Origin of the sequence: Mesorhizobium norvegicum (assembly GCF_004919685.1) — a bacterium.
Taxonomy (GTDB): domain Bacteria; phylum Pseudomonadota; class Alphaproteobacteria; order Rhizobiales; family Rhizobiaceae; genus Mesorhizobium; species Mesorhizobium norvegicum.
On the sequence record NZ_SMYZ01000021.1, the window covers coordinates 324,659 to 344,745 of the forward strand.

Below are 20,087 nucleotides of genomic sequence, written 5' to 3' on the forward strand. Positions count from 1 at the left end.
CGCTGGACAGTCTTTCACGCTTGTCCAGCGTCGGCTTCTCATAGATTTTTTTCATGCGGGTTCCTCTCCGAACAGGTGCCGCGCAAGCAGCGGCAAACCTGTAGGGAAAGCATATCACGTTTTCGCATCCCGCGCTGGGGGATGCGAACAGAGCCGGCTCTAGAAGAGATAGAGCAATCGCCGGCAGCGGCCGGCGGGAGGCCCGTCTCGAAAGCGGCATCGATGATAGCCAGCTTCACGGCCTGGGCGGTCATGTACTCCTGGTAGAAATCGCCCGACACCCACATCACCGAGTGACCGCGCTGCCCGAGCCAGCCGACGCTGCCGAGGTCTTCGGCATCGCGCAGTTTGCGTGCCAGGTGGGTTCGCGACAGCTTGAGCCATTTGGCGAAATCGCCGATCGAGACGATACCTGTCGGGATTTGGGCGAGGCCGGCATGGTCGGGATCGACGCCCGATATCAGCCAGTCCATCACCACGCCGCCATTGTTGAGCCAGGAGAACAGCGAAAAGGTCTGCTTGGGCTCACGCAAGGGACTGGAGGAGATCAGGCCGTCAGCCACCAGCGGTTGCACCCTGGCGGGCGCATCGGGCCGCTCCAGAAACGTCGCCAGACAGTTCGCGCCGTCGAGACTGTCCAGCGTGTGCAGATGCGCCATCAGCCAGCCGGCGAGCGTGTCCAGCGTGTTCACTGTGGGCTGTATGGGGCGGATGCGGCCATCCTGAGTTGCCGAGAGGTACTCGATGAAATTGTAATGCAGCAACTCCTTGAGGAAGGCATCTGCGGTGTTGCGCCAGGAGATAACGTTCACGGTCCGGGCAGATATCGATCCGCGCCGAGCCTCAGCGGTCTTCCGGGGCTGGAAAACAGGCGTCGAAGGCCGCATCGACAATGGCCAGCTTGGCGGCCTGGACGGTCATGTATTCCTGGTAGAAGGTGTTCGACACCCACATCACCGAATGGCCGCGCTGGCCGAGCCAGCCGATGCTGCCGAGTTCCTCGGCGGCGCGCAGCTTGCGGGCAAGATGGGTCCGCGACAGCTTGAGCCATTTGGCGAAATCTCCGATCGAAACCACGCTGGTCGGAATCCGGTCCAGGCCGGCATGATCGGGGTCGATGCCCGACATCAGCCAGTCCATGACGATGCCGCCATTGTTGAGCCAGATGAACAGGGAAAAGGTCTGGTTGGGTTCGCGCACCGGCTTGGAGGCAAGCAGGCCGTCCGCCACCAGAGGCTGCAGCCTGGCAACCATCTCGGGGTGTTCCAGGAACCTGGCCAAGCGGTCAGCGCCGTCGAGGCGATCCAGCGTCCGCAAATGGGCAAGGACCCAGCCGGTAAAAGTCTGCACGGTTGCCGCCGTCGGCTGCAAGGGGTGTGTGCGGCCGTCCCCGCCCGACACATATTCGGCAATGTGGTAGTGCAGCATCTCCTTGATGAAAGCGTCCGCCGTGTTGCGGCTGGCCACGGCGTGCTGGTGCACAAACTCGATGAAACGCGATACCGTCAGCTCCTTGCGGCGGTCGTTCGAGTCGCGCCTGAAATGCATGGCAAGGCCGACATGGCCCATCAGCCAACGCTGCTGCGTGGCGAAAATGGAGGCCAGCCGCGGGCTCTCTTCATAGATCCGGATCAGCGCCAGGGACTGTGCCTGAACATGGCGATGCAGGGCCGGATGGCCGGCAATGTCTTCCAGATTCAGCGCCATCCTCCTCATGTTCCGATTCAACTCCAAACGCGGAGTTGCGTTCCCCATTTTTCAGCCTTCCACAGCTGTGTCCAGAGGGTACCAAAGTTGGAGAGAGGCCCCTGTCCGATAGCGGCCAGTTCATGACGCTGCGTGCTAGTCTAACTGATTGCTCTGGTCAGGGCATCGGAGACATCGCTTCCGTCTGCGTTGTCGCGTCGGCTCAGTAGGCGTTTGCCTTCTTCTATCTGCTATCGGAAAAGCCGGCGCCTCCGAAAATCGCCGGAGGCACCGTGCGATCATTGTCGGCCTGCGTCAGCCGTTTGGATAGTAGCCGCCATCGGCGCCATCGCCGATGTAGATGCCGCCGCCTGAATCATCCTGCAATCGCTGATCCAGATTCTCGATCTGGCTGAGCAAACCTTGGTACGCGCCGCCGTCCGTGGCCGAGCGATGGATTCTGTCGGCCCTCATCATCAGATCGTGCTCCTGCTCCGGGGTGATCGCCTTGGCATCCCTTGCCTCGACAATCCCCTGCTTCACGCCCTGCAACTGGTCGAGGACCGCTCTTGCCTCGACAGACATGGCCTGCGGTTCGATCCTGTGGCGGTGGACCGCGTAAGCACTCGATAACGGCACCGCCGCCAGCAGCGATGCGATTGCTATGATCCTCGGTGTGAAATTGCGCATGGTCGCGCCTCCCTATCAACGGGAAAAGCGGTATGGATATCGCTTTCCGGACACGGGCAATCTGCTCCGTCGCGTCGCGGTGATCCTGTCATCGCCGGCGGTTCGTGGCCCGCAATATCGATATAGGGGCGTTCGAATCCCTGGGATGGCATGGAACGGAAAGTTGACAGATTGTGATCGCTGAGAGAGCCGGCAATTGTCGAGCTTGAGGGTCGCGGTCTGGACCATGGCCTCCGGCGGCGGGCGTGCTGGTTACATGCGCATCAGCAGGCCGCCGTCGACGGCGAGTTCGATGCCGGTGATGTAGCTCGCTGCGTCGGAAAGCAGGAACAAGGCCGCGTTGGCCATGTCCTGCGGCGTGCCGATGCGGCCGAGCGGCGCGTAACTCGCCACGGCCGAGCGCTTCTCCTCGGTGTCCCAGCGCGCCTGCAGCGGGGTCAGTGCCATGCCGGGGCAGATGGCGTTGGAGCGGATGCGCTCACCCGCCAGCTGCATGGCGAGCGATTTCGAGAGCGCGCAGACGCCGGCCTTGGATGCCTGGTAGGCGTCCTGCGGGTTGGCGTCGCCGCGATACCACTGGATGGTCGAGAAATGCACCATGGCGCCGCCACGTCCGCCCGAGCGCATATGGGGGACGACGGAGCGCGCCGTGTGCACGAAGGATTTCAAATTGATCCTGAACACCTCGTCCCAGACATCGAGATCCATCTCGAGGGCCGACTTGTCGCGGCCGAACCACAGCACGCCGGCGACATTGGCGAGATAGTCGATGCCACCGCGCTCGCGGCCCGCCGTACCGATCGTCTGTTCGACAAAGGCGGCGTCGGTGAGATCGCCCTGCGCGAAGGTGAGCCTGTCGTCGTAAGAAGCGAGGGAGGCCGGCCGGGCCTTCACGTCGATGGCGGTGACGGAGGCGCCGGCGTCGAGCAGCGCTAGCGTGATCGCCTCGCCCATGCCGCCGCCTGCGCCGGCGACGACCGCATGCCTGCCGGTGAAATCGTAAGCGATCATCTGAACCCCTCGTCTGCTTCTGTCGAAATGCCGATCGAGGGTGACAATAGGGGCGGACTAAGAATCCATCAAGCGGTATTAGAAAAAATTTGCCAAAATGGAAAATCGCGATATCGTACCTCAAAATGACCTCTCAGCTCGGATGGATTTCAACAGCATGAACCTGCATTCCGGCGCGCGGACCTTTTCCGTGACTTCTCCTGTCGACGGCTCGACCTACACGACGCGCTCTTATGTCGACGGTTCCACCATCGAGGCAGCGCTGACCCGGTCGCGTGGCGCCCTGCCGTCCTGGCGGCGGACGCCGCTGGCCGACAGGCTGGCGATCCTGCTGCGCTTCGGCGAGGAGATGAAGGCGCGGGCAACGCCGCTGGCCGAGATGGTGGCGTGGCAGATCGGCCGGCCGCTGTGGCAGGCCGACGAGACGCCGCGCCTGGCGCTGGTCGGACAGCTGCTTGCCGACATCGCACCGGAAACGCTGGCCGATGTGCCGTATCCTTCGGACGAAAACATCCGACGCTATGCCAAGCCGGTGGCGGGCGGCCTGCATCTGTCGATCTGCGCCTGGAATTACCCGACCGCAATGCTCGGCTATCTCGTGACCGCGCCGCTCGCGGCCGGCAATGTGGTGATCTTCAAGCATTCGCCGCAGACGCCATTGATCGCCGAACTGGCGGAAGAGGCTTTCCGTGCCGCCGGCGGCCCCGAGGGCGTGTTCCAAAGCTTGCATCTCGATCATGCCGATGCCGAGCGTTTGATCTCGTCAGGTGCCTTCAACGCGGTGAATTTCATCGGTTCGGTCAATGGCGGCCGGCGCGTCCATGCCGCCGCTGCCGGTACCTTCACGCAGGTTCATCTCGAACTCGGCGGCAAGGATCCGACCTATGTCCGCGCCGATGCCGATCTCGAGGCGACGATCCCGCAGATCGCCGAGGGCACCTATTCCAATGCCGGCCAGTCCTGCTGCTCGGTCGAGCGCATCTATGTCGACCAGGCGATCCATGACCGCTTCGTAGAAGCGCTGGTCGCCGAAACAGCGAAATGGACCATCGGCCATCCCTTTGCCGAGAAGCCGATGGTCGGCCCGGTGGTGCGCGCGAGTGCGGCCGACACCATTAGTGGTCTCACCGACAGCGCGGTGCGGGCAGGGGCCCGGCGGCTGATGCGGCGGGACGGAACGCTCAAGGCCTCTGGCCTCGGCGCCGCCTATGTCGCGCCGGAAGTGCTGGTGGGTGTCGATCACAGCATGCAGATCATGCGCGATGAGCTGTTCGGGCCGGTGGCCTGTATCCAGTCCGTCGGCAGCGATGACGAGGCGATCGGCCTGATGAACGACAGCGATTTCGGCCTCAGCGCCTCGATCTGGACCAGGGATATCGACCGCGGCGTGGCGCTGCTCGACGAGGTCGAGGCCGGCACGGTCTATCTCAACCGCTGCGACCACGCCGACCTGCACCTGCCCTGGGGCGGCATCAAGAATTCCGGCCTCGGGCGCACCAATGGCCGTGCCGGCCTGGCGGAAGCGACGGCGGCGAAGGCCTATCATGTCCGCTCCGTCATCGGCTGATCGAGAGGTCGGCCCGGTGAGCGCCGCGAACCTTGCAGGGCTTGACGATGGAGCAATCGCCGCGCTGGCCGCCGCCAGCGTCGAGCGGCTGCGCGTCGAGGCGGCAAGCCCCTATCTGCTCATCGCCGAACATGCGGGCAATCTGGTGCCCGCGCCGTGGTCCGACCTTGGCCTCTCAGCACCCTATCTCGGCACGCATTTCGCTGTCGACATCGGCATCGATGCCCTGACGCGCCGCCTGTCGCAGACATTGCGGGCGCCGGCCGTGGTCGCGCATTATTCGCGGCTGTTCCTCGACTATAACAGGCCTGCCGGCGAATGGGATTTCATGCGCCCGGATCTCGGCGGCATTCCGGTGCCCGGCAATCTCGCACCCGATGCAGTCGATGTCAGGCTGCGCAAGATGATCGCCTGGGCGCCGGTCGAACAGGCTGTTATCGAGGCCGCGGCGGGCCGGCAGGCGCTGATCTCGGTGCATTCCTTCACCCCGGTGATGGGTGGTGTCAGGCGCAATGTCGACATCGGCGTGCTGTGGCGGGAGCCGTCCCCCTTCGTCACTTCGGTGTTGAAAACGCTTGGCGCGCGGGGCGCCGAGGCCGGGTTGAGGATCGGCGACAACGAGCCGTATGACTGGCGTCAGGCCGTCGGCTACACGCTGAACCGGCACGGGCTGGAGCAGGGCAGGCCCTGCCTCTATCTCGAAGTCCGCAACGACCTGCTTTCCGATCCGGAAACATTCGAGCTCGTCAGCCGCGCCCTGGAGGATGCCTTTGCCACCGTCGCGATGTCGCTATGGCCGAAACCAGCCGTAGCCGTCTAAAGCGATTCGCCGAACGGCGAACCGCTTTATCTCTTTGTTTTGACGCAGTTCCCCAGGGAAAGCGCGATGCGCTTTTCCCGGGAAAACCGCCGCACACTTTTCCTGGAATCGCTCTAGAGGCTGGACGCCCCAAGGCCGCCCGGCTAGAGTTTGTCGAATTGGAAACACGACAGCCAAGGGCGCGGGCGATGCAGGGCAATGTGGGCAGCAAGATCCGCGATGCGCGCAAGGAGCAGAACATCACGCTGCGCGATCTCAGCGAACGCTCGGGCCTTTCGGTTTCGCAATTGTCGAAACTGGAGAACGGCAAAGCCCGGCTGACGGTCGACGTCGCGCTGATGATCGCCGGCGTGCTGCATGTGCCGGTGGCCTCCTTCCTGTTCAGCCCGAAGCCGGGCATGCAGGCGCGGCGCTCGATCACGCGCGCCGGCAGCGGCATCCTGCACCAGGGCAACGCGATGGAATTCGAGGTCCTGTGCAGCGATTTTCGCGACAAGACCAACATTTTCTGGCGTGTAACGCTGCGCGCGCGGAGCTTCGAGGAGAACGGCGGCTGGCGCAGCCATTCGGGCGAGGAGTTCATCCACGTGCTGAGCGGCAGCCTGGAACTGCACACGATCCATTATGACCCCACAGTGCTGCAGCCGGGCGACAGCATTCTTTTCGACGGCGAAATGCAGCATGCCTATATCGCGCTGGGCGACGAGCCGGTGATCATGCTGATGTCGAACACCGTGCCGCGCGACGGGCTGCCGGCCGGCGCTGGGGTCTGATCCCGGCCTGACCGGAATCCGGGCTCGAAAGTTCGAGCCCTTTAAGAATATTTTCTAAAATGGAAAAAAATACTTGTTATGGAAAAGTCCGGGGTCTAGCATCCTGTTGACCGGCCGACAGGAGAAATAGCCATCGGCCGGATGGGAGATGTGACCGATGCTGTCGGTTGAGGCAGTCAGCAAGACCTTTGGCGGCGTGCAGGCGTTGCGCAGTGCCTCGCTGGCCTGCGAGGCCGGCGAAATCCTCGGCCTGATCGGCCCCAATGGCGCGGGAAAATCCACTCTGGTCAACGCCATCTCCGGCGTGCTCAAGCCGGACACCGGCAGTGTCAGGCTGGGGGGCAAGGAGATCACAGGCCACGGTCCCGAATATTGCGCCCGGGCGGGCGTCGCGCGTACGTTCCAGACTATCCGCCTGTTCAAGGATTTGACCGTTCGGCAGAATGTCGAGGTCGCTCATATCACGTGCCAGGCGGTGCGGCCGGAAGCGGCGGCACGCATCGGCGTCGATCAACTGCTTGCCCAATATCAGCTGGACGGCTTCGCCGACGTTCCGGCTGGAACGCTGTCCTATGGCAGCCAGCGCCGGCTCGAAATCGCCCGCGCGCTGGCGTTGGGTCCATCGCTGCTGCTGCTCGACGAGCCGGCGGCCGGTCTCAATGAAGGTGAGTCCGAAACGCTCGCGGTGGCGATCGAGGGCATTCGCAGGGATGTCGGCTGCGCGACCATCGTCATCGATCACGATTTGCGCTTCATCAACCGGCTTTGCGACCGGCTCTGTGTCATGGACCAGGGCCAGGTGATCGCGTCCGGGCAGACCGAAATGGTGTGGCGCGATCCGCGCGTCATCGAGGTTTATGTCGGGCAGTCCGAGACATCGTGACGGCGCCCCGCAACGTCAACAACAAGGGAGAAGGAGGGGTTCAATGGACAAGATGATTTTGGGGGCCGCGGTCGTGGCGGCGGGGCTTTTGCAGGTGACGCATGCCGGCGCCGCAGACCTGAAGATTGGTCTCGCCGTGGCGATGACCGGCACCTACGCGCCCTACAGCGAGGCCGAAGGGGCACGCTGCATGGCCGACAAATTGAACAAGGCTGCAGGCGCCGGTGATCCCAAGGTCGAGCTGATGATCGAGGACAACCGCTCCGATCCGCAGCTTTCGGTGTCGCTCGGCCAGAAATTCCTCGACGCCGGCGCCCAGATCATCACCGGTGTGCCGTTCCCGGATGCGCTGATCCCGACAGCGCAAATCGCCGCGCCCTACGGCGCCACAGTGTTCTCGGCGCCGAACACGCAGCTCGAGATGCAGCAGGCCGGCCTCGACAATTTCATCGCCGGCGCGGTGCCGGATCCGATCAATGCGGCAGCGACCGCCAATGCGCTCTACGGCAAGGGTGCACGCACCGTGGCGCTGATGGTCTCGCCCGATGCCGGTTCCTATTCGGAAAAGCTGCCGGAATGGTTCGGCGAAGTGTTCGAACATCTCGGCGGCAAGGTCGTCTCCAAGCTCAACTACTCCTGGGGCACATCAGACTGGTCGCCACAAATCGCCAGCATCAAGGCGCTGCCGCAGAAGCCGGACGCCATCCACATCTGCGGCGTGCTGCCGGATGTCGGCATTTTCATCCGCCAGCTGCGCGCCAATGGCTATGACGGCTGGGTCGCCGGCTGCGATGCCTTCGACGACAAGTCGCTGGAGGGCACCGTGGGTGATCCCGCCTCGCTGGAGAAGGTGATGTTCGCCACCCATGGCGCGACTGGCGTCGACAGCCCGATCGACAAGTTCCTCGCCCAGTGCAAGGCCGACGGCTACAAGATCAACGGCATCTTCGACGCGCTCGGCGCCGACATGGTGCAGATCAGCTATGAGGCGGCGAAGAAGTCCGGCACCGTTGAGCCCGCCGCCTTGCGCGAGGCGATCCGCGCGCCGGGCGGTTATCCCGGCACTACGGCGCCGATCATCTCCTTCGCCGAGAAGAAGGGCTATCCGGTCAAGGCGGTGCCGGTGATGGGATTCGCGAACGGCAAGCGGGTGCTGATCACCGACACGCCCCCGACCTTCGTTCCGGCGCTGAACTGACGGGCATCAGTCATGATGGATCGAGCCTTCGCAGCGCAGGCCTCGTCGTGTTGAGCGTCGACAATCTGGTCGTCCGCTACGGCGCGGTGAGCGCGGTGCGTGACCTCAGCCTGAAGGTCGGGCGGGGCGAACTTGTCGCCCTGCTCGGTCCCAACGGCGCCGGCAAGAGCTCGACCATCAACGCGCTGACCGGTCTGGTCACGCCGGCTTCCGGCCGCATCGTTCTCGACGGCCAGGACATTTCGCGTGTCCGCACCGAGGACCGCATTCGCGCCGGCCTGACCTCGACGCCGGAAGGCCGGCACATCTTCGCCAATCTGACGGTCGGCGAGAACCTGCGGCTTGGCGCGGCGATACGGCGCGATCCCAAGGGCGTGCACCAGGATATCGAGCGCTTCCTGGCGTTGTTTCCGGTTCTTTCCGAACGCTACGGGCAAGCGGCCGGTACGCTTTCCGGTGGCGAGCAGCAGATGCTGGCCATCGCCAGGTCGCTGATGTCGCGGCCGAAGCTTTTGCTGCTCGACGAGCCGTCGCTAGGGCTGGCGCCGAAGATCGTCGTGCAGATCTTCGATTTCATCGGCGAGCTGAAGGCGGAAGGGCTGACGCTGCTGGTGGTCGAGCAGAACGCCAGGCAAGCGCTACGCTTCGCCGACCGCGTCTATGTCGTCAGTGCCGGCACGCTTCGCCACAGCGGGCCGCCGTCCAGCCTTGCCGACGAACACGGCCTCTTCAACCTCTATATCGGCGGGTAGGCGGCGACATGGACTATGCCTTGCAGCAGCTTCTCAATGCGTTGGCCTTCGGTGCGGAATATTCGCTGGTGGCACTCGGCCTCGCGGTGGTGTTCTCGATCATGGGCCTGGTCAATTTCGCCCATGGCGAGATCATCGGCGTTTCGGCCTACAGCGTATTCCTGGCCGCCGCGCTCGGAATGACCTCACCTATCGTTGCGGTACTGCTTGCTGTCGCCGCAGCGGCGCTGGCTGCCATCGCCTTCGAGCGGGTGGCGTTCCGGCCCGTGCGCTATGCGCCGACGACGACCGGGCTGCTTACCGCCTTCGGCGTCTCGATCGTCGTGCAGAACCTGTTCATGCTGCTGATCTCGCCAAAGCCGCAATCGGTCTCGATCCTCAACGGGCTGAACCAGATGTGGTTCTTCGGTCCTTTCGCGGTGTCGTCGCTGCAGGTGATGGAGCTTATCGTCTCCGGCCTGACCATCCTGGCCCTTGTGCTGTTTCTCAACCGCTCGACGCTTGGCCTCGCCATCCGCGCTGCATCGCGCGATTTCGCCACGGTGCGGCTGATGGGTATCAAGGCGAATCGGGTGATCGCCACCGCCTTCGCCATCTCCGGCGCGCTGGCCGGCATCGCCGCCGTCTTCATCATCGCGCGGCGCGGCAGCGTCTCGCCCGATCTTGGCTTCAGCCTGGTCTTGAAGGCGTTCGTCGCCTGCGTGATCGGCGGCTTCGGCTCGCTGGCGGGGGCGGCGGCCGGCGGCATGCTGCTCGGCTTCATCGAGGTCGGCCTGCTGGTTGCGTTGCCGCAGGAATATGGGGGCTTCAAGGACGCGCTGACCTACGTGATCATCGTCGCGCTGCTTGTCTACCGGCCGGAAGGCCTGCTCGGCCAGCGGGTCGAACTCGGCGACAAGGAGATTTGAGGTGTCGCAGGCAATCGAAGAGACCGCATCTGCGCCTGCTGCTGTCGCACAGCCCCGTGCTGCGCTGACGCGCTCGCTCATCGGCGGGTTGGTGACGTCGCTGCCTGTGCTGGTGGTCGGGCTGCTGATCCTGAATTTCGCGCCGACCTACTACACCTATCTGGCGCTCGGCGCCTTCGTGAACCTGATCGTCGTCGTCGGCCTGCAAGTGTTCATGGGCAACAGCAACATAGCCAATCTCGGCCACAGTGCCTTTGTCGGCCTCGGCGCCTATGGCGTCGCCATCCTGTCGACGCCGCTGGCCATGAAGAAGCTGTCGATCCCCCATGCGCCGTTCGGCTTTGCGACGCTGCAACTCGATCCGGTGTCGTCGGCGCTCATCGCGCTCATCGCGGTCGGCATCGTCGCCGCCGTCAGCGGCAAGGTGATCAGCCGCCTGTCGGGCGTCGCCGCGACCATCGTCAGCCTGGCGCTTTTGATCATCGTTCATTCGGTGTTTCTCAACTGGACCGATCTGTTCAAGGGCAACCAGGCTTTCTTCGGCATCCCGAAGGTGGTCGGGCTGCCCTGGATGATGGTGTTTTCGGTGGTGGTGATCGTGCTGGCGCGGCTGTTCAAGGACAGCCGCTGGGGCCTGCAGCTCCGCGCCAGCGCCCAGAGCCCGCAGGCTTCTGCCGCACTCGGCATCGATGCGAAAAAGCTACGGCTGATGTCGTGGGTGTTGTCGGCGCTGATCTGTGGCCTGGCCGGCATCCTCTACGCCTATTTCGCCGGCACGATCAGCCCGAAACTGTTCTACTTCCAGATGATTTTCAACACGCTGGCGATGCTGATCCTGGGGGGCATGGCGACGGTGACCGGCGCGGTGACCGGCGTGATCGTGCTTTCGGTCGGGCTCGAATTCATCCGCAGCATCGAATCCGGCGTGACGATCGCCGGCATCCAACTGCCGCAATTGCTCGGGCTGTCTGGTGTGGCGCTCGGCGTCGTCATCGTGCTTTGCATGGCCTTTCGGCCGAGCGGCATCAGCGGGCGCTACGAGCTCGATGAACTGTTGTCGCGATTTTTCAGGCGCAACGCAAAATAGCGGAGCGTCTCTCTCTTTCTTCTAACGCAATTCCGGACGGAAAACCGTTTCACACTTTTCCTGGAATTGCTCCGAGTTTTCCTGGTGGAGGTCTGAACGTGGAATTTGAGGACAAGGCTGCAGCGTACGCGCCGAAGCTGGAGGCGCTGCAGCGCGAACTGGCGACGCGCGGCGTCGAGTTCATCGAGGTGCATACGGTCGACACATCAGGGGCGTTCCGTTCCAAGATCACGCCGTTGAAACTTTCGACCTATGGCGAATCCATCAACGCCATCCTCTATTGCGTCACCCATGGCGACGGCCAGCCGATGGGCGATGTTGCCTTCGCCTCGCCGAGTGCCAATGAGGAGAACGGCTTTCCCAACATCAAGGGGATCATCGATCCGGCGACGGTCGTCCAGCATGGCTGGAAGCCGAAATTCGCCTCTGCCATCACGAGTTCCTACATGCTCGACGGCGCGGTCTGTCCGTTCGATCCGCGCGGCGTGCTGGCCCGCGTCGAGGAACGCGCCAGGGCGCTCGGCTACGAGCCGATGATCGCGCTGGAATACGAGTTCGGCATCTTCCACGCCGACCACGACCTGATGCGCGCCGGGCGCTACCGCGAGTTGAAGCCGTGGGGCCATTCGCTGATCAATTATGATCTGGTGCGCAGCGGCGAGTATCAGGATTTTGCCGCCGAATTCATCACCCGCATGAAGAGCATCGGCATCGGCGTTGCGTCGCTGGTCACCGAATATGGCTATGGCATGTATGAATATGCGCTGACGCCGAAATCGGCGTTGCAGGCGGCCGATGACGCCATGCGCGCCAAGTTGCATCTGCGCGAACTCTGCGCCGAGCGTGGCCTAGTCGCCACCTTTATGACGCGCTTCCAGCCGCCGGGCAAGGAAAGCGCCTGCGGGGCACATCACCATGTCAGCCTGTGGCGCGACGGCAAGCCGGCCTTCGCCGCCGGGCCGAACCGGCTGACACCGGTCGCCGAAAAGTTCCTCGCCGGCGTGCTCAAGCGGATGCAGGAAACGCATCTCTTGTTCCGGCCGACGGTTAACTCCTATCGCCGTTTCGATCGCGGCGCCTGGTCGCCGGAGGATGTCGCCTGGGGGTTCGAGAACCGCACCGCGCCGATCCGCGCCATCACCACGCCGAATGACGGCGCCTGCCGGCTGGAGCACCGCGCGCCGGGCGCCGACATCAATCCGTATCTGTCGATCGCGGCGATGCTGGCAGCGGGCTGCGAGGGCATCGAAAAGGACCTGCCGCTCGAGGCGCCGGTGACGTCGAACCTGGCCAATCTCGACAAGCCGAAACTGCCGCGCACGCTCAATGCTTCGATCGAGGCGTTCGCCGCATCGGATTTCTGCGCCGATGCCTTCGGCGAGGCCTTCCGCGACAATTATGCCGAGAGCCGGCGGGCGGAGCAGGCAGCATTCGACGCCTGGCAGGCATCGCACATCACCGACTTCGAGTGGCAGCGCTATTTCGTCAGCTGATCATGCCAGAACGAAACCAGCCGGCTTTCGCCGGCCGGTTGGTCTGACTAGAGCAATTCCAGGAAAAGTGTGAAACGGTTTTCCGTTCGGAATTGCGTCAAAACAAAGAGTTAGAGTGGTTCGCCGTTTCCGTGAAACGGTGAACTGCTCTAGGATCAGCCGCAGACGCGGACCTCTTCGATCACCCTGTGGTGGTGGCGCCAGTGCTTGATCAGTTCGATATGGCAGCGGTGATGCCGGTGGTGGCGGCGATACTGGCCACCCTGGTAATCACCGAACTGCACGCTGCCGTTCTGATAGTCACCATACTGGTTGTCATCATACTGGTCATTGTTGTACCGGTTATGATGGCGACGAACGACAATTTCGCCGTTGTCGGACTCATCGTCCGGTGAATACCGGTTGCCGTCGTCGGACTGGATAATCACGCTTGCAGCTTGCGTGGGTGCAATGACTGCAGCTGTCGCGGCAAATGCCAACACGGAAGCTAAAATCAGTTTCTTCATTCCATCCTCCTGCGAGTTAAAGACATATCAACTCGACATATCAACTCGCGGAAGAACCGGGCGTTCCACTTTAAATCTACACGCTTTGCGACGCCGGAGATATCAAGGCGTTATCGGAGACACGCTCCAGGCGCACGAAGGCCGTCAGCGGCAGGTGGTCGGAGGCAACGCGCGAAAGCGGCGTGTCATGCGCGTCGACGGCGGCAATCATGCCATGCCTGTTGGCCATGATGCGGTCGAGCGCCAGCAGCGGCAGATTTGAGGGGAAGGTGGGGACCGCCGGCGGCTGCGGGCCGAACGTCGCATGCAGCGTGTTGAGCGCAGAGCGGTTGCCGAGCCGCCATTCGTTGAGGTCGCCGAGCAGCAAGGTCGGCTTTTCGTCCGGGCTGTTCATCAGGTCAAGCACGACACGTGCCTGCTGGGAGCGCGAACGGCGCAGCAGGCCAAGATGGGCGGCGATGATGCGCAGCGTCTGACTTCCATCGAGGTCGATCTCCGCCACCACCGCGCCGCGCGGCTCCAGACCCGGAAGCTTGATCTGATGCACGTCACGAACGACGCCCTTCTTGAACAGCAGGACATTGCCATGCCAGCCATGGCCCTTGCCGGTCGCGGAAATCGGCACCGGAACCAGGCCGGTTTCCCGCTCGAGCCGGGGCAGGTCGAGAAGCCCATCACGGTCGCCGAAACGGTTGTCGGCTTCCTGCAACGCAATGACATCCGGATCGATTTCGCGGATGACGCGGATGGTCCGCTCCGGGTCGAACTTCCTGTCGACGCCGATGCATTTGTGGACATTGTAGGAGGCAACCAGCGTGCCGGTGATGGCCGTCGTCTTGTGTGCAGCGGCGTTTGCCTTCTGCATCCGGCGGTCGCGAATGGATAGAAGCATGCTTGCCGGGAGGCTGCGTCCGTTCATTCGCATCCTGTGCCTGCCATTTCAGCTGCTTTCACCATGCACCTCAAATAGAGTCTTTGGGCTTATGTTCCATGATCAACATCAAACTATCCGGCAAACACGTCGTTTTGTTAAAGATAGGGCTAAGCCCATCTAGAGATAGGGATGAACCCATCTAGAGATAGGGTGAACCCAGCCAAAGCACCCGGTCGAACAGCCTGATAAGGAATGGCCGGGCCCGCAACGCTTCCAGCGTCACCGGCACGGCGGAGGCGATTGCCGACCCGATCCGCGCCTCGATCTCGCTGGCGAAGCCGGCGTCGAGCACCTCGAGGTCGATCTCGAAATTCAGCCGCAGCGAGCGGGCGTCAAGATTGGACGAGCCGACATAGGCCCACACACCGTCGATCGAAAGCAGCTTCGAATGGTCGAATGGCCCCTCCGTGCGCCAGACGCGGCAATAATGTTTCAGCACCTGGTCGAACTGCGCCGTCATGGCGCGGTCGACCAGGAAGAGGTTGTTCACGGCCGGCACGACGATGTCGATTTCGACACCGCGTCTGCCGGCGGTGATCAGCGCACTGATCAGTTCGCGATCCGGCAGGAAATAGGGCGACATCAGGCGGATCGACTTGCGGGCAACGGAGAATGCACCGATCAGCAGCTTGTGGTTGGTTTCGTTGCTGGCGTCCGGGCCGGACGCGACCGCGCGCACCAGCATCGGCACGCCAGGCGACGGTGACAGTGGGGCAATGCGCCAGGCATCACCCTTCAGCGCCTCGTTGGTGGCGAAGCGCCAGTCCTCGGCGGCGACCGAAAAGAGGTCGGCGACGACCGGACCGTTCACCCGGAAATGTGTGTCCCTGGCGCTGTTGGAGCCGGCGAATTCGGCCGAGAAGCCCTTGCGGATGTTCATGCCGCCGGTGAAGGCGGCCATGCCGTCGACCACGAGGATCTTCCGGTGGGTCCTGAGATTGGCGTAAGGCAGGCGCAGGCCCATGACGATGTTGCCGTTGAAGACATCGGCGGGGATGTTGGCCTCGCGCAAATGCCCAAGGATGCTCGGCACGGAGTAGCGGGCGCCGACGGCATCGATCAGCACGCGGACGGTGACGCCGCGCCGGACAGCGCCGGCCAGCGCTTCGACGAAGAGCAGGCCGACGGCATCATTGTCGAAAATATAGGTCTCAAGCAGGATGCTGCGCTCGGCGCCATCGATCGCCGCGCACATGGCGGCATAGGCCTCGTCGCCTGTCTCCAGCACATCGATTGCATTTCCCGGGTTGAGCGCGCGCCGCGCCACCCTGTCGCCCAGTGTTCTGAGACCCGCGAAGCGCTGGCCGTACCGCTCGACGATCAGGGCCTCTTCGGCGGCGAGGTCGCGCTCGTGCTTGGCGGACACAGCATCGCCGGCAAGCGGGCGCTGGGCGGTGATCGTGGCACGACGGATGCGGTTGATGCCGGCGACAGCATAGATCAGCACGCCGAGGATCGGCGACAGCACCATGACGCCGACCCAGCCGGTGGCGGCGCGGACATCCTCCTTGGTCATGACGGCGTGGGCGATGCCAGCGGTCGCCATCACCACCGAGATGATGGCGAGAATTTGTGGCCAGTGAGTCGCCAGGGTCTCCAACATGGCCGAGACTATCCAGCGAGCGATTGCAGAAGGCAATGCGGCCGGTCATGCTTGGAGAGCCGACCGCGTGTCTCGATAGCAGGCCGCTAGAGGGCCAGAGAGGCCTTGAAAGCAGAAAGCTCCTCGTCGGTGACCGGAACCACATGCTGCGGCTCGGGATAGGCGCCGGTCTGCACGTCGGATATGAACTCGCGATAGGCGGCGATGCGCTCGCGCTGCAGCCGCTCATATTCGGCGGCGAAATTGCGGTAGGTCTTGGCGTGGCGCGGCCTGTGGCCAGCAGTATGGCCAAGCACGTCCTCGCTGAACAGATACTGCGCGTCGGCATGTGGCCCGGCGCCCATGCCGAGCATGATCATCGGCGTGTTGCGGGTGATCAGTTCGGCAACCCGGTCGGGCACCACCTCAAGTTCGGCGCCAAAGCAGCCGATGGCCTCCAGACGCTTGACGTGATCCCACACCGCACGCGCGCTCTCGGCCGTCCTGCCGACGGCCTTGAAGCCGCCGGTCCAGGTGCATTGCGAGGGGATCAGGCCGACATGGGCGACGACCGGCACCGCATTGTCGCAGAGCGCCTTCTGGATATCGAGCGAGGCGGCGCAGTAGAAGCAGTCGCCGCCGATGCGCATGAAGTGGTAGGCGGTTTTCAGATAATCCTCCGACGTGACCAGATTGCCGGCGGGGCCGTAGGGCAACCCGACCTGCACGAAGCAGCGGCCGGCCGCCTCGCGCATCTCGGGCGAAAAGAAGCGGCCCTCGATCGAAAGCATGTCGACGCCGGCCGCATCCGCTGCCGCCGCCTCCTCGACAGATGTGACATACAGCATGGAAATCTTTTGTCCGCGGCCCTTCATGGCGCGGATGTCGGCGACGGTGGGGCGGCTGCTCTTGGTGACCATTCTTGTTCCCTCAGACGGTGAAAGCTTCGCGGAAGGCCTGCAAGGCAATCTCGGGATCGCCGGAGGCAAACGCCTCCATGCCCACCGGCCCACGGTAGCCCATGTCCTTCAGTGCACGGGCGATGCCGCGATAGTTGATCTCGCCGGTGCCGGGCTCCATGCGTCCGGGCACGTCGGCCACCTGGACCTCACCGATCCATGGCAGGCTGGCGCGGCACAGCTCGATCAAATTCCCTTCGCCGATCTGCGCATGGTAGAGATCGAGATTGAGGCGCAGGCCCGGCCGGTTGACGCTCGACACCAGTGCAAGCGTGTCCTCGGCGCGCCCAAACGGCACACCGGGATGGTCGACCGGCAGGTTCAAATTCTCCAGCGTGAACGTCACGCCCTCGGCTTCGGCAAGGTCGGCAATGCGGTTCAATGTGTCGCGCGCCTTGAGCCACATCGCGCCGGTGACGGTCTCGCAGGGCGTGACCGGCAGGCCGCCATCGCCCAGTCCGGTACCATGCAAATTGAGCCGTGCGACGCCGAGCCGCTTGCCGACCGCCGCGGTCTCCTTCGCCGTCTTCAACAGTTCGGCGGCACCCTCGTCGTCGGCAAGCCTGCCGCGCAGATAGCCGTTCATGATCGAGAAGGTCGCGCCGGATTTCTCGAGCATTGCGAGATCGTGCTCGGGCCAGTTCCAGAGGCCAATCTGGAAGCCCATTTCGGTGAGGCGCCGCACGCGCCATTCCATCGGCTTGTCGCGCCACAGCATTTCGACGCAAGCCGCAAGGGTGAAGGTATCGGACATGTCAGACCTCGATGTACACGCGGCCGTCCTCGACCTTCGTGGTGTAGGTTTTAAGATTCACGCAAACCGGTGCGCGCAGCGCTTCGCCGGTCCGGTAATCGAACACGCCGCTGTGCTTCGGGCATTCGATCCTGTATTCCATAACCAGCCCATCGCTCAGATGCACTTTTTCATGCGTGCACAGGCCTTCGGTGCAGAAGAATGCATCGTCGGGGCTGCGGTAGATGGCGAATGTCCGGCCCTCGTGATCGAAGCGGATGACGTCTTCTTCCTCGATGTCATCGGTCGCGCACGCATCAATCCACTTTGCCATTGCTGGTTCCTGCAAGCCTGTCTTTGGTTGGTTGAAAAGGCGGCCGGCGGAACCACGCATTCCGCCGGCCGCACAGGAAGATGCCCGGGAGGAGGAGATGGGCGTCTTCACTGTGTCGCGCTGAAGCTCTCGATCTCGGCTTCAAGCTCGGCCATCTGCTCGCCGCCCGCCATCAGGTCGGTGATCGCCTCGCGGCTTTTCTCGCCCTTGCGGAAGTCGGCGGCCTTGGAACCTCTGATGAGCACGGCGAAGTGGTCGCCGACGGTCAGGGCATGGACGACGTTGTGGGTGATGAAGATCACCGCGATGCCCTTGCGGCGCGCCTGCAGAACGATGCGCAGGACATGCGCCGCCTCCTTGACGCCAAGGGCTGCGGTCGGCTCGTCGAGGATCAGCACGCTGGCGCCGAAATGGACGGCGCGCGCGATGGCCAGCGCCTGGCGCTCGCCTCCGGACAGGCCGCCGACGAGGCGATCGCCGTCGTCGATGCGGGTGATGCCGAGCTGGCGCATCTCGGTGACGGCGATCTCGTTGGCCCGCTTGCGGTCGTAGATGGTGAGCGGCCCCCAGCGCCGTGTCGGCTCGGCGCCGACGAAGAAGGAGCGGCCGATGCTCATCAGCGGGAACGTCCCGCCGAACTGGTGGACGGTGGCGATGCCATGGTCGCTGGCGTGGCGGGGGCTGTCGAAGGCGACTGATTTGCCGTCCATTTCCATCGTGCCCGACGTCGGCTTGTGGACGCCGGAGAGGATCTTGATCAGCGTCGACTTGCCGGCGCCATTGTCGCCGAGCAGGCACAGCACTTCGCCTCTGTTGACCTCGAGCGAAATGTCGTGGAGCACATCGATCGGACCGAACGACTTGTTGATTGCGGTCAGCCTGAGCTGGGGCGTTGTCATCAGCGGACCCTCGGTTTGGTGCGCGGCGCGTAGGTCAGCGCCATGGTGCGGAACGTGTTGTTCATCAGCACGGCGGCGAGCAGCAGGACGCCGATGATCAGGCTCGCCCAGTTGGCGTCGAAGCCGGTGTAGAAGATGCCCTGGTTGACGATCGAGAAGGTCAGCGTGCCGAGCACGATGCCGACGACCGAACCGTAGCCGCCGGTGAGCAGCACACCGCCGATGACCACCGCGATGATCGAGTTGAAGATGAAGGACTGGCCCGCGGCCACCTGGGCGCTGTTGTAGAGGATCGCCTGCGACATGCCGACAAAGGAAGCGCACAGGCCGCTGCTCATGAACAGCGCGATCGTCACCCGGTCGGTCGGGATGCCGGCATTGCGGGCGCTGACGGCGTCGCCGCCCATGGCCAGGATCCAGTTGCCGAAGCGCGAGAAATTCAGGATGAAGCCGACGATCAGGACGACGGCGATCCACCAGAACAGCGTCACCTGGAACTTGCCGCCGAGATAGTCGCCGAACAACAGCTTGGCGGTCGGTCCGCTCTTCAGCGCCACGCTGGTGCTGCCGGACAGGATGACCGAAAGGCCGAGCGTCAGGCCGGCGAGCGCAAACAGCGTTGCCAGGGTGACGACGAAGGACGGCACTTTGGTGCGGATCACCAGCACGCCGTTGATGAAGCCGACGGCGAGCCCAAGGCCGAGCGCGGCGAGGATGCCGACGATGATAGGCAGGTCGTAGTGGCCCGAGAGGATGGCAATGGTCATCGAGCTGGCCGGGATCATCGAGCCGACGGAGAGATCGAGATGTCCGGCGATCATCAACAGCCCGACCGGGAGCGCGATGATGCCGAGTTCCGAGGCGACGTTGAGCCAACTCGCGGCGCCGCCGGCCGACATGAAATTGGCGCCGCCGAAGATCGAGAAGAACACCAGCACGGCGATCATGCCGATCAGCGAGCCGACCTCTGGTCGGCGCACGAGGCTGCCGATCGAGGGTAAAGAAGAGTGCGGCGCTGTCGCTGCCACGGCGGGTTGTTGATGGGCTTGGGATGTCATCGAAATGTCCCTGGCGTTGTGAGCGGGTCGAGGTTGCTTGCCGCCCTTTGGGGCGTCGGCACGTTGGCTCCCCCTTCTCCCCTTGTGGGAGAAGGTGGATCGGCGCGCAGCGCCGATACGGATGAGAGGTGCGTGACGGATCGCCGTCCTTGCCAAGCTGGAACACCCCTCATCCGTCGCCTGCGGCGACACCTTCTCCCACAAGGGGAGAAGG

General features: G+C 63.6%; 20 protein-coding genes and 1 pseudogene. 9 read left to right on the forward strand and 12 right to left on the reverse strand.

The window, feature by feature from the left end; translation table 11 throughout:
- Nucleotides 1-182: 182 nt before the first annotated feature.
- The 4 genes and pseudogenes from FCU66_RS09425 to FCU66_RS09440 form a co-directional block, all read right to left on the reverse strand.
- A pseudogene (locus FCU66_RS09425) lies at nucleotides 183-887 on the reverse strand (hypothetical protein); the annotation flags it as partial.
- Complete coding sequence (locus FCU66_RS09430) at nucleotides 844-1,707, reverse strand: hypothetical protein (RefSeq protein ID WP_168991772.1); 864 nt, start codon at nucleotides 1,705-1,707, stop codon at nucleotides 844-846. The gene FCU66_RS09430 and the pseudogene FCU66_RS09425, both read right to left, overlap by 44 nt.
- Before the next feature lie 294 nt (nucleotides 1,708-2,001).
- Nucleotides 2,002-2,376, reverse strand: a complete 375-nt coding sequence (locus tag FCU66_RS09435) for a hypothetical protein (protein ID WP_136616811.1) — start codon at nucleotides 2,374-2,376, stop codon at nucleotides 2,002-2,004.
- A 252-nt stretch (nucleotides 2,377-2,628) separates the two neighbouring features.
- Nucleotides 2,629-3,387 carry an SDR family NAD(P)-dependent oxidoreductase gene (locus tag FCU66_RS09440; protein ID WP_109659473.1) on the reverse strand — a complete coding sequence of 253 codons (759 nt, stop codon included), beginning with the start codon at nucleotides 3,385-3,387 and terminating at the stop codon, nucleotides 2,629-2,631.
- A gap of 157 nt (nucleotides 3,388-3,544) precedes the next feature.
- Between FCU66_RS09440 and FCU66_RS09445 the strand changes: the two genes are divergently transcribed.
- The 9 genes from FCU66_RS09445 (at nucleotide 3,545) to FCU66_RS09485 (ending at nucleotide 12,868) form a co-directional block, all read left to right on the forward strand.
- On the forward strand, nucleotides 3,545-4,954 hold the full coding sequence (locus FCU66_RS09445; RefSeq protein WP_136616812.1) for an aldehyde dehydrogenase family protein: 1,410 nt from the start codon (nucleotides 3,545-3,547) through the stop codon (nucleotides 4,952-4,954).
- Between the two features lie 16 nt (nucleotides 4,955-4,970).
- Nucleotides 4,971-5,774 (forward strand): N-formylglutamate amidohydrolase, encoded by an 804-nt coding sequence (locus tag FCU66_RS09450; protein ID WP_168991773.1) that lies wholly within the window; start codon nucleotides 4,971-4,973, stop codon nucleotides 5,772-5,774.
- The gene (locus FCU66_RS09455; RefSeq protein ID WP_246093837.1) at nucleotides 5,747-6,547 is read left to right on the forward strand and encodes a helix-turn-helix domain-containing protein; all 801 of its coding nucleotides are present in this window, start codon (nucleotides 5,747-5,749) and stop codon (nucleotides 6,545-6,547) included. Before FCU66_RS09450 ends, FCU66_RS09455 begins: the two co-directional genes overlap by 28 nt.
- A gap of 157 nt (nucleotides 6,548-6,704) precedes the next feature.
- The gene (locus tag FCU66_RS09460; protein WP_136616814.1) at nucleotides 6,705-7,430 is read left to right on the forward strand and encodes an ABC transporter ATP-binding protein; all 726 of its coding nucleotides are present in this window, start codon (nucleotides 6,705-6,707) and stop codon (nucleotides 7,428-7,430) included.
- 43 nt (nucleotides 7,431-7,473) lie between these two features.
- Nucleotides 7,474-8,628, forward strand: a complete 1,155-nt coding sequence (locus tag FCU66_RS09465) for an ABC transporter substrate-binding protein (protein ID WP_164757578.1) — start codon at nucleotides 7,474-7,476, stop codon at nucleotides 8,626-8,628.
- A gap of 47 nt (nucleotides 8,629-8,675) precedes the next feature.
- On the forward strand, nucleotides 8,676-9,380 hold the full coding sequence (locus tag FCU66_RS09470; RefSeq protein WP_136616815.1) for an ABC transporter ATP-binding protein: 705 nt from the start codon (nucleotides 8,676-8,678) through the stop codon (nucleotides 9,378-9,380).
- A gap of 8 nt (nucleotides 9,381-9,388) precedes the next feature.
- The gene (locus FCU66_RS09475) at nucleotides 9,389-10,288 is read left to right on the forward strand and encodes a branched-chain amino acid ABC transporter permease (RefSeq protein WP_136616816.1); all 900 of its coding nucleotides are present in this window, start codon (nucleotides 9,389-9,391) and stop codon (nucleotides 10,286-10,288) included.
- 1 nt (nucleotide 10,289) lies between these two features.
- Nucleotides 10,290-11,375 carry a branched-chain amino acid ABC transporter permease gene (locus FCU66_RS09480; protein WP_136616817.1) on the forward strand — a complete coding sequence of 362 codons (1,086 nt, stop codon included), beginning with the start codon at nucleotides 10,290-10,292 and terminating at the stop codon, nucleotides 11,373-11,375.
- Between the two features lie 98 nt (nucleotides 11,376-11,473).
- Nucleotides 11,474-12,868 carry a glutamine synthetase family protein gene (locus tag FCU66_RS09485; protein ID WP_136616818.1) on the forward strand — a complete coding sequence of 465 codons (1,395 nt, stop codon included), beginning with the start codon at nucleotides 11,474-11,476 and terminating at the stop codon, nucleotides 12,866-12,868.
- A 155-nt stretch (nucleotides 12,869-13,023) separates the two neighbouring features.
- Here FCU66_RS09485 and FCU66_RS09490 read toward each other — a convergent pair whose 3' ends face one another.
- The 8 genes from FCU66_RS09490 to FCU66_RS09525 all read right to left on the reverse strand — a co-directional run bounded on the left by FCU66_RS09490 (nucleotide 13,024) and on the right by FCU66_RS09525 (nucleotide 19,762).
- Nucleotides 13,024-13,374 (reverse strand): hypothetical protein, encoded by a 351-nt coding sequence (locus tag FCU66_RS09490; protein ID WP_136616819.1) that lies wholly within the window; start codon nucleotides 13,372-13,374, stop codon nucleotides 13,024-13,026.
- Between the two features lie 76 nt (nucleotides 13,375-13,450).
- A complete protein-coding gene (locus FCU66_RS09495) occupies nucleotides 13,451-14,299 on the reverse strand; it encodes an endonuclease/exonuclease/phosphatase family protein (RefSeq protein ID WP_136616820.1) in 849 nt (282 codons plus the stop codon).
- A 148-nt stretch (nucleotides 14,300-14,447) separates the two neighbouring features.
- Entirely contained in the window at nucleotides 14,448-15,911 is a 1,464-nt protein-coding gene (locus tag FCU66_RS09500; protein ID WP_136616821.1) for a phospholipase D-like domain-containing protein, read from the reverse strand.
- Nucleotides 15,912-15,997: 86 nt separating this feature from the next.
- Nucleotides 15,998-16,810 (reverse strand): 3-methyl-2-oxobutanoate hydroxymethyltransferase, encoded by an 813-nt coding sequence (locus tag FCU66_RS09505; RefSeq protein ID WP_136616822.1) that lies wholly within the window; start codon nucleotides 16,808-16,810, stop codon nucleotides 15,998-16,000.
- Nucleotides 16,811-16,820: 10 nt separating this feature from the next.
- Nucleotides 16,821-17,603 (reverse strand): hydroxypyruvate isomerase family protein, encoded by a 783-nt coding sequence (locus FCU66_RS09510; protein WP_136616823.1) that lies wholly within the window; start codon nucleotides 17,601-17,603, stop codon nucleotides 16,821-16,823.
- Between the two features lies 1 nt (nucleotide 17,604).
- The gene (locus FCU66_RS09515) at nucleotides 17,605-17,916 is read right to left on the reverse strand and encodes a MocE family 2Fe-2S type ferredoxin (protein WP_136616835.1); all 312 of its coding nucleotides are present in this window, start codon (nucleotides 17,914-17,916) and stop codon (nucleotides 17,605-17,607) included.
- A 107-nt stretch (nucleotides 17,917-18,023) separates the two neighbouring features.
- On the reverse strand, nucleotides 18,024-18,815 hold the full coding sequence (locus tag FCU66_RS09520; protein WP_136616824.1) for an ATP-binding cassette domain-containing protein: 792 nt from the start codon (nucleotides 18,813-18,815) through the stop codon (nucleotides 18,024-18,026).
- A complete protein-coding gene (locus FCU66_RS09525) occupies nucleotides 18,815-19,762 on the reverse strand; it encodes an ABC transporter permease (RefSeq protein WP_136616836.1) in 948 nt (315 codons plus the stop codon). The genes FCU66_RS09520 and FCU66_RS09525 overlap by 1 nt, the downstream gene beginning before the upstream one ends.
- Between the last annotated feature and the right edge of the window lie 325 nt (nucleotides 19,763-20,087).